This is a genomic window from Flavobacterium sp. (assembly GCF_965284515.1).
Taxonomy (GTDB): Bacteria; Bacteroidota; Bacteroidia; order Flavobacteriales; family Flavobacteriaceae; genus Flavobacterium.
The window spans coordinates 792,233-807,599 of the sequence record NZ_OZ260089.1 but is presented as its reverse complement, the minus strand read 5'-3'; the positions used below and the strand labels follow the sequence as shown (position 1 = coordinate 807,599).

At 32.5% G+C, this 15,367-nt stretch carries 10 protein-coding genes and 1 pseudogene; 7 read left to right on the top strand and 4 right to left on the bottom strand.

Features of this window, described 5'->3' with window-relative positions; genetic code table 11:
• Positions 1 to 58 precede the first annotated feature (58 nt).
• Positions 59 to 1,063: a recombinase RecA gene (recA, locus tag ACQ65T_RS03750; protein ID WP_430399763.1), complete on the bottom strand. Its 1,005-nt coding sequence runs from the start codon at positions 1,061 to 1,063 to the stop codon at positions 59 to 61.
• A gap of 145 nt (positions 1,064 to 1,208) precedes the next feature.
• On the opposite strand from recA, the gene ACQ65T_RS03745 reads away from it, so the two are divergent.
• The 7 genes and pseudogenes from ACQ65T_RS03745 (at position 1,209) to ACQ65T_RS03715 (ending at position 11,385) form a co-directional block, all read left to right on the top strand.
• Positions 1,209 to 2,567, top strand: coding sequence for a rhodanese-related sulfurtransferase (locus ACQ65T_RS03745; RefSeq protein ID WP_430399762.1), 1,359 nt, complete (start codon positions 1,209 to 1,211; stop codon positions 2,565 to 2,567).
• Positions 2,568 to 2,732: 165 nt separating this feature from the next.
• Positions 2,733 to 3,902 (top strand): PSP1 domain-containing protein, encoded by a 1,170-nt coding sequence (locus ACQ65T_RS03740; protein ID WP_430399761.1) that lies wholly within the window; start codon positions 2,733 to 2,735, stop codon positions 3,900 to 3,902.
• Positions 3,883 to 4,374 carry a gliding motility lipoprotein GldH gene (locus tag ACQ65T_RS03735; RefSeq protein ID WP_430399760.1) on the top strand — a complete coding sequence of 164 codons (492 nt, stop codon included), beginning with the start codon at positions 3,883 to 3,885 and terminating at the stop codon, positions 4,372 to 4,374. The genes ACQ65T_RS03740 and ACQ65T_RS03735 overlap by 20 nt, the downstream gene beginning before the upstream one ends.
• Before the next feature lie 3 nt (positions 4,375 to 4,377).
• Positions 4,378 to 6,663: a penicillin-binding protein 1A gene (locus ACQ65T_RS03730; protein ID WP_430399759.1), complete on the top strand. Its 2,286-nt coding sequence runs from the start codon at positions 4,378 to 4,380 to the stop codon at positions 6,661 to 6,663.
• Between the two features lie 17 nt (positions 6,664 to 6,680).
• A pseudogene (locus tag ACQ65T_RS03725) lies at positions 6,681 to 7,381 on the top strand (CoA transferase subunit A).
• Between the two features lies 1 nt (position 7,382).
• Positions 7,383 to 8,039: a CoA transferase subunit B gene (locus ACQ65T_RS03720; protein ID WP_430399758.1), complete on the top strand. Its 657-nt coding sequence runs from the start codon at positions 7,383 to 7,385 to the stop codon at positions 8,037 to 8,039.
• Positions 8,040 to 8,205: 166 nt separating this feature from the next.
• Complete coding sequence (locus ACQ65T_RS03715) at positions 8,206 to 11,385, top strand: M4 family metallopeptidase (RefSeq protein ID WP_430399757.1); 3,180 nt, start codon at positions 8,206 to 8,208, stop codon at positions 11,383 to 11,385.
• Between the two features lie 77 nt (positions 11,386 to 11,462).
• Here ACQ65T_RS03715 and ACQ65T_RS03710 read toward each other — a convergent pair whose 3' ends face one another.
• The 3 genes from ACQ65T_RS03710 to ACQ65T_RS03700 form a co-directional block, all read right to left on the bottom strand.
• Positions 11,463 to 13,064: a fumarate hydratase gene (locus ACQ65T_RS03710; protein ID WP_430399756.1), complete on the bottom strand. Its 1,602-nt coding sequence runs from the start codon at positions 13,062 to 13,064 to the stop codon at positions 11,463 to 11,465.
• 66 nt (positions 13,065 to 13,130) lie between these two features.
• Positions 13,131 to 13,781: a hypothetical protein gene (locus ACQ65T_RS03705; protein ID WP_430399755.1), complete on the bottom strand. Its 651-nt coding sequence runs from the start codon at positions 13,779 to 13,781 to the stop codon at positions 13,131 to 13,133.
• Positions 13,782 to 13,842: 61 nt separating this feature from the next.
• Positions 13,843 to 15,282, bottom strand: a complete 1,440-nt coding sequence (locus ACQ65T_RS03700) for a nucleoside recognition domain-containing protein (protein ID WP_430399754.1) — start codon at positions 15,280 to 15,282, stop codon at positions 13,843 to 13,845.
• Between the last annotated feature and the right edge of the window lie 85 nt (positions 15,283 to 15,367).

Genomic DNA, 15,367 nt, shown 5'->3' with positions numbered 1-15,367 from the left:
ACAAAAATAGGTTGCGTACAAAAACAAAAAATCACGTTTTTACACGTGATTTTTTGTTTTAATTATTTTTTTCTTTTAATAACTCTTTAATTTTTAATTCTAATTCGTCCATTAATTCTGGATTATCTTTTATTAAAGATTTAACAGCATCTCTACCTTGTCCAAGTTTTGTTTCGCCATAACTGAACCAAGAACCGCTTTTCTTAACAATTTCAAATTCAACTGCTAAATCTAAGACCTCTCCTACTTTAGAAACCCCTTCTCCATACATTATATCAAATTCTGCAGTTCTAAAAGGCGGTGCAACTTTATTTTTTACAATTTTTACTTTAGTTCTATTTCCAATAACATTATCTCCGTCTTTAATTTGAGTAGATCTTCTAATGTCAACTCTTACAGAGGCATAAAATTTCAACGCGTTACCACCAGTTGTAGTTTCTGGGCTTCCAAACATTACTCCAATTTTATCACGTAATTGATTAATGAAGAAAACCGTACATTTCGTTTTATGAATCGTTCCGGTTAACTTTCTAAGTGCTTGTGACATTAAACGAGCATGTAATCCCATTTTTGAGTCTCCCATGTCACCTTCAATTTCACTCTTAGGTGTTAAGGCTGCGACAGAGTCAATTACAACAATATCTACAGCTCCAGAACGAATTAAACTTTCGGCAATTTCTAAGGCTTGCTCACCATTATCTGGTTGCGAAATGATTAAATTATCAATATCAATACCTAATTTCTCAGCATAAAAACGATCAAAAGCATGCTCGGCATCAATAAAAGCGGCAATACCACCAGCTTTTTGTGTTTCAGCAATGGCGTGTAATGTTAATGTGGTTTTACCTGATGATTCTGGACCATATATTTCAATAATTCTTCCTTTTGGGTATCCATTTACACCTAAAGCAATATCTAAACCTAATGAACCAGATGAAATTGTTTCTACTTCTTCTACAGCAGAATCTCCCATTTTCATTACTGTTCCTTTTCCATAAGTTTTATCAAGCTTATCTAATGTAAGTTGTAAAGCTTTTAATTTAGCATCTTTTTCTGAACTCATTTTCTGTATATTTTTCGTAAAAATACTTCTTTTTTTTATGGAAACAAATATTGTTAATATGTTTCCTATCGGTTCAATATTTTGCGTAGTTTATATAAAATTATACCTTTGTAAAAATATTTTTCTCACTTAAAACGTTTATAGCATGCAACTGTACAACACCTTAAGCGCAGAAGAAAGAGCTCAACTTATTGATGAAGCAGGTAAGCAACGTCTTACACTATCTTTCTATGCGTATGCCAAAATTGAAGATCCTAAAAAATTTCGCGACGATTTATTTATAGCTTGGAATGCACTCGATGCTCTAGGTCGTATTTATGTTGCCAACGAGGGAATTAATGCTCAAATGAGTGTTCCTGCTGATAATTTTGAAGCTTTCAAAGAAACTTTGAACGTTTACGATTTCATGAAGGGAATTAGATTAAACGTAGCCGTTGAACAAGATGATCATTCTTTTTTAAAACTTACCATAAAAGTGAGACATAAAATTGTTGCGGACGGATTAAATGATGAAACTTTTGACGTAACCAATAAAGGGATACATTTAAGAGCAAAGGAGTTCAATCAAATTTTAGAAGATCCAAACACAATTGTAGTAGATTTTAGAAATCACTATGAAAGCGAAGTTGGTCACTTTAAAGGTGCTATAACTCCAGATGTGGAAACATTTAGAGAAAGTCTGCCAATTATCAATGAACAATTAAAAGACTTTAAAGAAACCAAAAACCTTGTAATGTATTGCACAGGTGGAATTCGTTGTGAAAAAGCAAGTGCTTACTATAAACATCAAGGTTTTAAGAATGTATTTCAATTAGAAGGAGGAATTATCCAATATGCAAAACAAATTAAAGAAGAAAATTTAGAAAGCAAATTCATTGGAAAAAACTTCGTATTTGACAATCGTTTAGGTGAGAGAATAACCGAAGATATTGTTTCTCAATGTCATCAATGCGGTAAACCGTGTGACAATCACACAAATTGTTTTAATGATGGTTGTCATTTGCTATTTATTCAATGTGACGAATGCCAAGCAGCAATGGAAAATTGTTGTTCAACAGAATGTCAAGAAATTACTCATTTGCCATTAGCTGAGCAAGTAAAATTAAGAAGTGGAAAACAAGTTGGAAACAAAGTTTTTAGAAAAGGTAAATCAGAAAAACTTAAATTCAAACATTCTGGTGAATTAAGCGACACACCTTTAGGTGTTGTTAGTAAAACTAAAAATATTCGTAAAAAAATTACTGTAAAAAAGGTATTGGTAGGTAAAGCTGAACATTATTTTACAAAATCAAAAATTGCACAGTTTTTAATTGAAAACAAAGAGATTTCTCTTGGTGACAAAATACTAATTTCTGGGCCAACAACCGGCGAGCAAGAACTAATAATAACAAATCTATTTATAAACGGAAACACCTCTGAAATAGCAAAAAAAGGAGATCAAATTACTTTTGAAGTGCCTTTTAGAATTCGTTTATCTGATAAATTATATAAAATTTTAAACTAATTTTAATTTTATAATTAATTTTAAAGTCTGTTTCTATAAAAAGAAACAGACTTTGTCTTTTATATCATTTAATAAAAGTCGAAAAATATACTATCTTTACAAACAAATACGTTATAAAGCAAAGTAGTTCTGTAAAACAGAACAATCACTATATATTAATAAATTATGGCATGTACAAACTGTTCTACGGGGACCGATGGTGGCGCTCCAAAAGGATGTAAAAATAATGGGACTTGCGGCACCGATAGCTGCAACAAATTAACTGTTTTTGATTGGCTTTCAAACATGAGTTTACCTCAAGGTCAGGAGCCTTTTGATTGTGTTGAAGTACGCTTTAAAAATGGGCGTAAAGAATTTTATAGAAATACTGAAAAATTACCATTATCTATTGGTGATATTGTTGCAACAGAATCTTCACCAGGACATGATGTTGGAATTGTAAGTCTTTCAGGAGAATTAGTTAAAATTCAAATGAAGAAAAAGCACGTTGACCCTAAAGGCGAAGTGCCAAAGATATATAGAAAAGCAACTCAAAAAGACATTGATATTTGGAGTGATGCTCGTGCAAAAGAAGAAAAAGTTAAAGTAAAAGCGCGTGAATTAGCAATTGCTCTAAAATTAGAAATGAAAATTTCTGATATTGAATTTCAAGGAGATGCTTCAAAAGCTACTTTTTATTATACTGCAAACGATAGAGTAGATTTTAGACAACTAATCAAAGAATTTGCGCAAGAGTTCAAAATAAGAATCGAGATGAAACAAGTAGGGTTTCGTCAGGAGGCTGCTCGTCTTGGAGGAATTGGATCTTGTGGAAGAGAATTATGTTGCTCAACATGGTTAACTGATTTTAGAAGTGTTAACACTGCTGCTGCTCGTTACCAACAGCTTTCTTTAAATCCTCAAAAACTTGCTGGGCAATGTGGAAAACTCAAGTGTTGTTTAAATTATGAATTAGACACTTATTTGGATGCTTTAAAAAGCATACCAGATATGGATACAAAATTATATACAGAAAAAGGGACCGCTGCTTGTCAAAAAATTGATATTTTTAAAGAATTGATGTGGTTCTCATATGAAAATCAATCATCTCAGTGGCATATTTTATCTGTAAAACAAGTAAAGGAAATTATAGAATCTAACAAGCAAAAGAAAAAAGTTATTGCGCTTGAAGATTTTGTAATTGAACAACCAAAAGCAAATGCTGAAAACTTCCAAAACGTTGTTGGTCAAGATAGCTTAACTCGTTTTGATAAGCCAAAAAAGAAAAACAACAATAATAAAAACAAAAAAAGAACAAAACCAACCATTAATAAAAATGTTGCTAAGAAAAAATAAGTTTATTTTTATATTTTTAATTGCCCTAAGCTTCATTTCATGTGATAAAGAGAGGGTTTTTGATGAATATAAAAACATAGATGGTTCATGGAAAAAAACAGATACCATTAGTTTTTCATTTGAACAAAACGACACTATTAAACCTTATAATTTATTCTTAAACATAAGAAACAATAACGATTACCCATATAATAATTTATATTTAATCGTTTCATTAAAACAGCCTGACAACTTAGTTAAAACAGATACTTTAGAGTATTTAATGGCTAACCCTGATGGAACATTAATGGGAGAAGGATTTTCTGATGTTAAAGAAAGTAAACTTTGGTATCAAGAAAATTTTGTCTTTAAAAAATCGGGGAGATATAACATTTCAATTATACAAGCGGTTAGAGAGACAGGTGATGTGAAAGGGGTTGAAGACTTAAAAGGGATTACAGATCTTGGTTTTAGAATAGAAAAAACAAACTAATTTATGGCAAAAAATCAAACTAATAAAGAGGATTTTTCAAAGTACATTAAAACTTTTTGGAAATTATTTTTATGCGGTATTATAGGGGTAATTTTATTATTCTTATTTGCATCATGGGGATTTTTTGGAGAAATGCCAAGTTTTGAAAAATTAGAGAATCCGGATTCAAATGTAGCAACAGAAATTATTTCTTCTGATGGAGAAGTAATTGGAAAATTTTATGCTGAAAATAGAGTTCCTGTAAAATATGCAGATTTACCAAAACATCTTGTAGATGCTTTAGTTGCAACTGAAGACGAACGTTTTTACGAACACTCTGGAATTGATGCAAAAGGAACATTTAGAGCAGTGCTTTCATTAGGAAGTAGTGGTGGAGCAAGTACTATTACACAACAGTTAGCTAAAAACCTATTTCATGGCGCTGATGGATCAAAAAATATTGTTTTAAGAGTTCTTCAAAAAATAAAAGAATGGGTTATTGCAGTTAGGTTAGAGCGTCAATATGCAAAAAAAGAGATTCTAGCAATGTACTTAAACGAAGTAGATTTTGTAAATGGAGCAGTGGGAATTCGTTCTGCTTCAAAAATTTATTTCAACAAAGAACCAAAAGATTTAACAATAAATGAAGCAGCCGTATTTGTAGGAATGCTTAAAAATCCTTCTCTCTATAATCCAAATAGGGAAAAAAGAATTGAAAAAGTTACCAATAGAAGAAATACGGTTTTAGGCCAAATGGTTAAAAACAATTTACTTTCAAAAGAGGAAAAAGAAAAATTAGAAAAAGAACCTATAGTATTAGATTTCAAACCAGAAAGTCATAGTGAAGGTAGTGCAACTTATTTTAGAGAATATTTGCGTGACTACATGAAAAAATGGGTAAAAGATCATCCAAAAGAAGATGGTACTGAATATGATATATATAGAGACGGTTTAAAAATATACACAACTATTGATTCTCGAATGCAAAAATATGCAGAAGAAGCGGTTACTGAACATTTAACAAACCTTCAGGCGGAATTTTTTAAAAATGCAAAAGGAAAAAAGAATGCTCCTTTTGTTAATATTTCAGAAGATCAAACAAATAGTATTTTAAAAAGCGCTATGAAATCTTCTGAAAGATGGAGGCTTCTAAAAGACGATGGAAAAACAGAAGATGAAATTATAAAATCATTCGACGTAAAAACCAAAATGAAAATTTTTACTTGGTCGGGAGAAAGAGATACGATTATGACTCCTAAAGATTCTATTTTGTATTACAAACACATTTTGCAGACTGGAATGATGGCTATGGAGCCACAAACCGGTCACATTAAAGTATGGGTTGGGGGAATAAATTACAAACATTTTCAATACGATCATGTAGGGCAAGGTGCTAGACAAGTAGGTTCAACTTTTAAGCCGTTTGTTTACGCAACAGCAATTGAGCAATTAGGTATGTCGCCATGTGATTCTATAATTGATACTCCTTTTACAATGCCTAAAGGAAAATGGGGAATAGATGAAGCTTGGTCACCAGGAAATTCAGACGGGAAGTTTAGAGGAATTCTTACTTTAAAAAGCGCTTTAGCTAATTCTGTAAATACAATTTCAGCTAAATTAATGGATAGAATTGGCCCAAAAACAGTTGTAGATATGGTACATGAACTAGGTGTAACTTCTGAAATTCCAGAAAGACCAGCTATTGCTTTAGGTGCTGTTGAAATTACGGTAGAACAAATGGTCGCTGCATACAGTACTTTTGCAAATCAAGGGGTTTATGTAAAACCAACATTTGTAACAAAAATTTCTGACAAAAACGATGTCGTTATTGATCAAATTATACCTGTTAGTAAAGATGTTGTAAACACTGATGTTGCCTATGCCGTTTTAAAACTATTAGAAGGTGTAACTGAAGACGGTTCAGGAAAAAGATTACGTTGGGGTGGCGCAGGGTTTAGAAATTATGATTATAGTTTTTCAAATCCAATTGCTGGTAAGACTGGAACTACACAAAATAATAGTGATGGTTGGTTCGTAGGAATGGTTCCTAATTTAGCTGCTGGTGTTTGGGTAGGAAATGACGATCGTTCGGCACATTTTAGATCAACTTTTTATGGTCAAGGAGCCACTATGGCATTGCCTATTTGGGGGTTATTTATGAAAAAATGTTATAAAGATTCCGATTTAAATGTTTCTAAAGATGCTTTTGATAGGCCAGCAAAACTTTCAATAAAAGTAGACTGTTGGAAAAAACCAGAAGTAGATTCTACTGCAATTGACGAACCAAACCTTGACGAATTTGGACTATAATATTTAAAAACAAAAAAATGATAAGCAGAAAAGTTAATAATGTTCAAGAAGCTCTAGAAGGTGTACAAGACAAAATGACTATCATGTTAGGTGGTTTTGGCCTTTGTGGAATTCCAGAAAACAGTATCGCCCAATTAGTAAAACTTAATGTTAAAGAACTGACTTGTATTTCTAATAATGCTGGTGTAGATGATTTTGGTTTAGGTTTGTTATTACAAAAAAACAAATTAAAAAAATGATTTCTTCTTATGTAGGAGAAAATGCAGAATTCGAGCGCCAAATGCTTTCAGGAGAATTAGATGTCGAATTAACTCCTCAAGGAACTTTAGCAGAAAAATGCAGGGCTGCACAAGCAGGTATTCCGGCATTTTTTACTCCTGCGGGTTACGGTACTGAAGTGGCAGAAGGTAAAGAAGTAAGAGAATTCAATGGTAAAAAACATATTTTAGAGTTAGCATACAAAGCAGACTTCTCTATTGTTAAAGCCTGGAAAGGTGACGAAGCTGGAAATTTAATTTTTAAAGGAACCGCTCGTAACTTTAATGCTTGTATGGCCGGTGCTGCTAAAATAACAATTGCAGAAGTTGAGGAATTAGTACCAGCAGGAACTTTAGACCCAAATGAAATTCATATCCCAGGAATTATGGTAAATAGAATTTTCCAAGGGGAAAAGTTTGAGAAAAGAATTGAGCAACGTACAACAAGAAAAAAAGACTAAAATGGCTTTAGATAAAAATCAAATTGCACAACGAATAGCAAAAGAAGTAAAAGATGGTTATTATGTAAACCTAGGAATTGGAATACCTACTTTGGTTGCAAATTACGTTCGTACAGATATTTCTGTTGAATTTCAAAGTGAAAACGGAGTTTTAGGAATGGGGCCATTCCCGTTTGAAGGTGAAGAAGACGCTGACATTATAAATGCTGGAAAACAAACCATCACAACGCTTCCAGGAGCAAGTTTTTTTGATTCAGCTTTTAGTTTTGGAATGATTAGAAGTCAAAAAGTAGACTTAACGATTCTTGGTGCTATGGAAGTTTCTGAAAATGGTGATATTGCTAATTGGAAAATTCCTGGGAAAATGGTAAAAGGAATGGGAGGGGCTATGGATTTAGTTGCTTCTGCTGAAAACATTATTGTTGCAATGATGCACGTAAACAAAGCAGGTGAATCTAAGTTGTTAAAAAAATGTTCTTTACCGCTTACAGGTGTTGGTTGTGTGAAGAAAATTGTAACCGAATTAGCGGTAATTGAAATTACTAATAAAGGTTTTAAGCTTTTAGAAAGAGCTCCTGGTGTTACAGTTGAAGAAATTCAAAAAGCAACTGAAGGAACTTTAATAGTCGAAGGTGAGATTCCAGAAATGAATTTTTAACTTCTTTTGATACAATAATAAAAAACCCTGCAATTCTGCAGGGTTTTTTATTATTGTATTTGTTCGCATTTAAAATTTAACATTTTTAATAATTTTTCTGTATTTTTTTAGCAAATAGTGTTGATATATTTGAAAAACAACTAAATATTAACACAAACTTCTAATTATGGAAAAAAAACTACACAAGCGAATTGCCTTGTTAACTGCAATTACATTGGTTTCATTTGCAACTACTGCACAAGAAACAAACAAAAACATAAAACTAAAAAAAACAGACGATTTTGGTCAAACTAATTTTTTAAGTTTTAATGAAAGCTCTACTTACAAATCAAATGATTTTGAAAGAGTATTTAAAGAACAACTTCATGTTCAAGACGGAACACAATTTGTAAAACTGTATACTGAAACAGATAAACTAGGATTTACTCATGATAAATACCAAATATATCTAAACGGTATTAAGATTGAATTTGCTACGTATACAGTGCATTCAAAAAATGGTAAAATTACAGCTATGAACGGCGAAATGTATAAAACTAATGCAATTTCAATAGTCCCTGAGATTACTTCTCAAGATGCACTACAAAAAGCCATGCAACATCTTAATGCAAAACAATACTTATGGGATAATACTTCTGAAGCTGCTAAATTAGATAATTATAAAAAACCACAAGGTGAACTTGTTTTGTTGCCTATGTTCAATGATAACTCACAAAAATTATCTGAAACATCAAACTTAAAATTAGCTTATAAATTTGATATTTATGCAACTCAACCATTAAGCAGAGGTGATGTCTATGTAGATGCGCAAACAGGAGAAGTTTTGTTTTATAATGCAACCATAAAACATGCAACTCATTTTGGTTACTCATCATCTATTTATAAAAAAGACTCTAATTGTGACACATTCTTAACTCAAGAAGAAACAAAAAAATTAGCAACAAGTTTTGATGCTTTGGTGTCAGGAACAGCTGCAACGCGTTATAGTGGTTCAAAAACCATTCAAACAACATTATCTGGATCAAGCTATATATTAAAAGATGCTACTCGCGGAAGCGGAATCAACACGTATGATTTAAATACAAGCACAAATTATAGTTCTGCAGTTAATTTTACTGATAGTGATAACAATTGGACAACCACTACAAATAAAGATAATGGTGCTTATGATGCACACTGGGGAGCAGAAATGACTTATGATTATTGGACTACAAAACACAATCGAAATAGTTATAATAATTCCGGAGCTGCAATTAACAGTTATGTTCATTATAGTTCTAATTATGATAATGCATTTTGGGACGGCTCTAGAATGACTTATGGTGATGGAAGTGGAACCTATTTTGACATTCTTACTTCTTTAGATGTAGCAGCACACGAAATTGGTCATGCGGTTTGTTCTTATACTGCAAATTTGGCTTACCAAAGAGAATCTGGCGCTCTTAATGAAGCATTTTCAGATATTTGGGGAGCAGCTGTTGAGTTTTATGCAGCACCAACGAAAAGCACCTGGTTAATAGGTGAAGATATTGAAAGACGTTCGGGACATTTGGCTTTACGCTCAATGAGTAATCCAAAAAGTGAAGGGCAACCAGATACGTACGGCGGAACATATTGGCAAAACCCAAATTGTGGTACTCCAACTCAAAATAATGATTATTGTGGAGTTCATACAAATTCAGGAGTTTTAAATCATTGGTTTTATATTTTAGTTCAAGGAAAATCTGGAACAAATGATATAGGAAATTCTTATAATGTTACAGGAATAGGAATGGACAAAGCAGCGAATATTGCTTATCGTTTAGAAAGTGTTTATTTATCTGCAAATTCTACTTATGCTAATACAAGAACGTATGGAATTCAATCAGCTATTGATTTATATGGAGCAAATTCTGCCGAAGTTATCGCAACAACAAATGCATTCTATGCAGTAGGAATAGGAAGTGCATACCAAGGTGCAGCAGATACTCAAGCTCCAACAGTTCCAACTAATTTGGTGGCAAGTGGTACAACAAATACAACTACAACTTTAAATTGGTCAGCATCATCTGACAATGTAGGAGTTGTGGGCTATGATGTATACCGAGGAACTACAAACCTTGGAACAGTTACCACAAATTCAGCAAACATTACTGGTTTAACTGCAAGCACAACTTATTCATTTTCTGTAAGAGCTAAGGATGCCGCTGGAAATGTATCAAGCGCAAGTAATACAGTGAATGTAACAACAACTGGATCTTCAATTGGGTGTACTAGTGCGATATCATCATTTCCATATTCTGAAGGATTTGAAAACACATTAGGAGCGTGGACACAAGATTCCGCAGATGATTTTGACTGGATTGTAGATGCAAACGGAACACCATCAAGTAATACAGGACCGTCATCAGCATCACAGGGAACGTATTATATATATGTAGAAGCCTCAAGTCCTAATTATTCAAACAAGAAAACTATCTTAAACTCACCTTGTTTTAACTTAACAAGCGCTCCATCTGCAACATTTAATTTTAAATACCATATGTATGGTGCTTCAACAATGGGAGCATTAAAATTAGAAGCGAGTACAAACAACGGTTCTACATGGACAGAAATTTGGAGCAAATCGGGTAATCAAGGAAATAGCTGGTTGACTGCTAATGTCAATTTAGCAAGTTACATTGGAAACACAGTTCAATTACGCTTTGTAGGTTCGACAGCTACAACATGGCAAGGAGACATTGCTGTAGATGATGTTTCATTAACCACTGCTTCAGCTCCTGTTTGTACTAATGTTAACATTAACATGACATTTGACAACTATCCTGAAGAAACGAGTTGGGAAATTAGAAATACAAGTAATCAAGTTGTTTTCTCAGGCGGAACATACGGAAGTCAAGCTGATGGTTCTTCATTAAAGGTAACAAAATGTTTAGACGCGGGATGTTATACTTTTATAATTAAAGACTCATATGGAGATGGAATGTGTTGCTCTTATGGAAGCGGAAGTTATACAGTAACTTCAAACGGAACTACTTTTGCAAGTGGTGGAACATTTGGAACTAGTCAATCTACTAATTTCTGTGTAGGAACTTCTTCTTTAATTTCGAATGTATCTACTACAACAGAAACGCAAACAGAAATTCCATTTTCTATTTACCCAAACCCTGTTAAAGGAGACATTTTAAATGTTCAAATTGGGAAAGACTTAGAAGATTATAAAATCTACAACATTATGGGGCAACTGGTTTTACAAGGGAAAATTAGCAACGGGCAAATTAATGTTAGTTCTTTAAATACTGGAGTTTTCATAATTGAAACAAATACGTACAAAGAAAAAATAGCAAAAAAATTCATTAAAGAATAAATTTACCTTAGTTAAGTAAATGAAAAGGCTGCTCTAGATTACTAGGCAGCCTTTTCTCTTTTAAAATATTTATCTATTTACAAATTCGCAAAGAAATCATTTCCTTTATCATCAGTAATAATAAACGCTGGAAAATCTTTCACCGTAATTTTACGAACTGCCTCCATTCCTAATTCTTCGAAATCTACAACCTCAACTTTTAAAATATTGTCTTTTGCTAAAATAGCAGCAGGACCTCCAATAGAACCTAAGTAGAAACCACCATGTTCCGCACAAGCATCAGTAACTTGTTGCGAACGATTTCCTTTGGCTAACATAATCATACTTCCGCCAGCAGCTTGAAACTCATTTACATAAGGATCCATTCTTCCCGCAGTTGTTGGTCCAAAACTTCCAGAAGGCATTCCGTCTGGCGTTTTTGCAGGTCCGGCATAATAAACCGGATGATTTTTAAAGTAATCTGGCATTGGTTTACCCGCATCTAATAGTTCTTTAATCTTAGCATGTGCAATATCACGTGCTACAATTACAGTACCGCTTAATTTTAAACGTGTTTTAATTGGATATTTAGTCAATTCCGCTAAAACCTCAGCCATTGGTCTGTTCAAATCAATTTCAACAGCTGGTGCTAAATGTGGTGCAACTTCTGGTAAAAATTGCCCAGGATTGGTTTCTAATTGTTCTACAAAAATTCCTTCTTTGGTAATTTTACCTTTAATATTTCTATCGGCAGAACAAGAAACTCCTAATCCAACCGGACAAGAAGCAGCGTGACGTGGTAAACGAATTACACGAACATCATGCGTAAAGTATTTTCCTCCAAATTGTGCACCAATGGCACTTTCTTGACAAATTTCTTGTACTCTTTTTTCCCATTCTAAATCACGAAAAGCTTGACCAGCCATATTCCCTGAAGTTGGTAAATTATCGAAATAACCTGCAGATGCTTTTTTAACCGTTGCTAAATTAGCTTCGGCAGATGTTCCTCCAATTACCAACGCTAAATGGTAAGGCGGACAAGCAGATGTTCCTAAATCTTTGATTTTTTCACGAACAAATTCTTCCATTCCTTTCTCATTCAATAAGGACTTTGTTTTTTGATATAAGAATGTTTTATTGGCAGAACCTCCACCTTTTGCTAAAAATAAAAATTCGTAAGAACTTCCTTTTTTAGCGTAAATATCTATTTGTGCAGGTAAATTGGATCCTGAGTTTTTTTCTTCAAACATGCTGATTGGCACAATTTGAGAATATCTTAGATTTTTCTTTTCATAAGTATTAAAAATCCCTCTAGAAAGCCATTCAGCATCGTCAGCACCTGTATACACATTTTCTCCTTTTTTGGCCATTACAATAGCCGTTCCAGTATCTTGACAAGAAGGCAATTCGCCTTCAATAGCTACAGAAGCATTTTGTAATAAATTATACGCCACAAAACGATCGTTATCTGTCGCTTCAGGGTCGTCTAAAATATTTGCTAAACTTTTTAAATGTTTGGTACGCAACATAAACGAAACATCGTTCATAGCTACTTCAGATAACAACTCTAATCCTTTTGGATCAATAGTTAAAATTTCTCTGTCGCCTAATTTTTCAACTTTTACGTATTCTGAAGAAATTTTTTTGTATTGTGTATCGTCTTTTAAAATAGGATACGGGTCTTGGTATATAAAATCCATGTGTGTTATTTTTTGAAGTGTAAAGTTAAGGATAATTGAAGTATTTGTGAAATTTCAACACCAGAGTTATTCTAAATGTTTTTTAAAACTTTCAGAAAACAACATATTATCTTTAAATAAATTTCTATCTGTTTTATATTGTTTGTAATAGAATGAGCCGTCTTCGTTTGGAAGAATTAGAATTGTTTTTCCAAAACGTAAATCAAATAACTTCATGTTTATTAATAAAAATGAAAAGCCATCGGGTGAACTGGCAAAAACCCAATCGTATTTTGAATCAAATACTCTAAAAGTTCCTTGAGCTGCTAAATAAGGAAAGTTTCGAGATTGAATAAATGAATTTTCTTTATTTTCCTTTTCAGGAGATTTGAAAATAAATGTTAGACCAAAAACAATATCATCACTAGTTTCATCTTTATAGTTTCCAATATGGATTCCTTTATAATAGCTTGAATCTATATTTATTTCAAATGGAGAAGTAGCTACTGAATAATCATAATCAGCAACCGGAAATGCACTTAATTGCAACGGTAAATCCTCAAAATTGACCTTGAACTCACTATAAGTATCTCTATCTTGATTAAACAAAGTTTTATTCCATTTAGTACTATCTAAATGTGCTTCTGATTTTTCTTCTAGCTTTTTTAACTTCCAGTTTTTATTTTGAGAAAAACCAAATTGAAATGCAATTAAAAAACAAAGTATAATTTTAGGCATATTATTCATATCTCTTTTAAAAGTTTAGCTTTTAAATTATAAGTAAAACAAAAGTTATTTACTAAAAAAACCAACTCGCCACAAAAATTGCAGTAATTACACAAATTAAATCTACTAAAAGCATCGTAGTTAAAGCATATCGTGTATTTTTTATATTCACAGAACCAAAATAAACCGCAATTACATAAAAAGTACTTTCGGCACTACATTGAAAAATACTACTCAATCTTCCGGTTAATGAATCGGCTCCAAAAGTATTCATCGAATCAATCAAAAACCCTCTTGAACCTGCAGAACTAAAAGGTCGTAATAAAGCAACCGGTAAGGAATCTATAATTTGTTTATTCACACCAATAGTTGAAAAAACATACGCTAGACTATTACTTATAATATCAAACAATCCACTATTTCTAAATAATGAAATGGCAGCTAACATTCCTAAAACATATGGAAAAATAGTAACGCCAGTTTTTACTCCGTTATTTGCTCCTTTTACAAAAGCATCAAAAACGGTTGTACTCGCTTCGGTAAATAATTTCTCTTTTTTGAATGCATAAAGCAAGGTAAAACCAATTATTGCTAGCAATATTAATCCCGAAAGATTAGATGTAAAGTAATTTTTTCCAATAATATCCAAATGATTTACATACATCAACAAGCCAATAATTGCACCAATTAATGTAATTAATCCAATTGCTAATGAAGCACTTTTGAAATTGATTTTTTGTTTAATTCCAACAATTAAAAAAGCCGCAATTGTACCAATAAACGAAGTAATGATACAAGGCAACATTACATCTGCAGGATTGCTAGAACCAGCTGCAGCTCTATATCCAATAATAGAAGTTGCAATTAAAGTTAAACCCGAAGCATGCAAACACATAAACATAATTTGCGCATCACTTGCTCTATCTTTATCTTCATTGAGTTCTTGCAAACTTTCCATAGCTTTTAAACCAAAAGGTGTCGCAGCCGAGTCTAATCCTAAAAAATTTGCCGCAAAATTTAAAGTCATATAGGAAATAGAAGGGTGATTTTTAGGAATACTTGGAAATACTTTTACAAAAACGGGACTCAAAACTTTGGCTAATTTTCCGGAAACTCCGGATATAATTAACAATTCCATCAATCCGCAAAAGAAAGCTAAATAAGCAATAAGCGGAATTATTATATCCACTAAACTGCTTTTGCAAGTTGCCAACAAGCCATCCGATTTTTGAACACCACTGTAAATTTGCACCGTTTGATTTTTGTAAACATATGTGGTATCAGGATCTGAAACATTACGATTAACAATCATTGTTTTATCGTCTTTCAGTTGGATGCTATCTTTTATAAAAGCAGGAACTTGATCTATGTATTTTTCAGAAATTAATATAGGATTTCCTCTTTCGCCATTCAATACATAATCGATGGTGTATGTTGTGCCAGAGAACAAACTGATTACCACAAAGACAATTGATGAAATAAAAATTGCTAACCAAAATCTGCTTAATACCATAATTCTAATTTTTGTAAATGTAATAAATCAATAGCAAAGTTCAATTTCAAAAAACAATTTCAACTAAAATCGGGTTATATATTTA

Bases quoted from the DNA above. Each gene is read 5' to 3' on its own strand.
- ACQ65T_RS03745 (WP_430399762.1), top strand. From the start codon at position 1,209: ATGCAACTGTACAACACCTTAAGCGCAGAAGAAAGAGCTCAACTTATT.
- ACQ65T_RS03735 (WP_430399760.1), top strand. From the start codon at position 3,883: ATGTTGCTAAGAAAAAATAAGTTTATTTTTATATTTTTAATTGCCCTA.
- ACQ65T_RS03720 (WP_430399758.1), top strand. From the start codon at position 7,383: ATGGCTTTAGATAAAAATCAAATTGCACAACGAATAGCAAAAGAAGTA.
- ACQ65T_RS03730 (WP_430399759.1), top strand. From the start codon at position 4,378: ATGGCAAAAAATCAAACTAATAAAGAGGATTTTTCAAAGTACATTAAA.
- ACQ65T_RS03715 (WP_430399757.1), top strand. From the start codon at position 8,206: ATGGAAAAAAAACTACACAAGCGAATTGCCTTGTTAACTGCAATTACA.
- ACQ65T_RS03700 (WP_430399754.1), bottom strand. From the start codon at position 15,282: ATGGTATTAAGCAGATTTTGGTTAGCAATTTTTATTTCATCAATTGTC.
- recA (WP_430399763.1), bottom strand. From the start codon at position 1,063: ATGAGTTCAGAAAAAGATGCTAAATTAAAAGCTTTACAACTTACATTA.
- ACQ65T_RS03710 (WP_430399756.1), bottom strand. From the start codon at position 13,064: ATGGATTTTATATACCAAGACCCGTATCCTATTTTAAAAGACGATACA.
- ACQ65T_RS03705 (WP_430399755.1), bottom strand. From the start codon at position 13,781: ATGCCTAAAATTATACTTTGTTTTTTAATTGCATTTCAATTTGGTTTT.
- ACQ65T_RS03740 (WP_430399761.1), top strand. From the start codon at position 2,733: ATGGCATGTACAAACTGTTCTACGGGGACCGATGGTGGCGCTCCAAAA.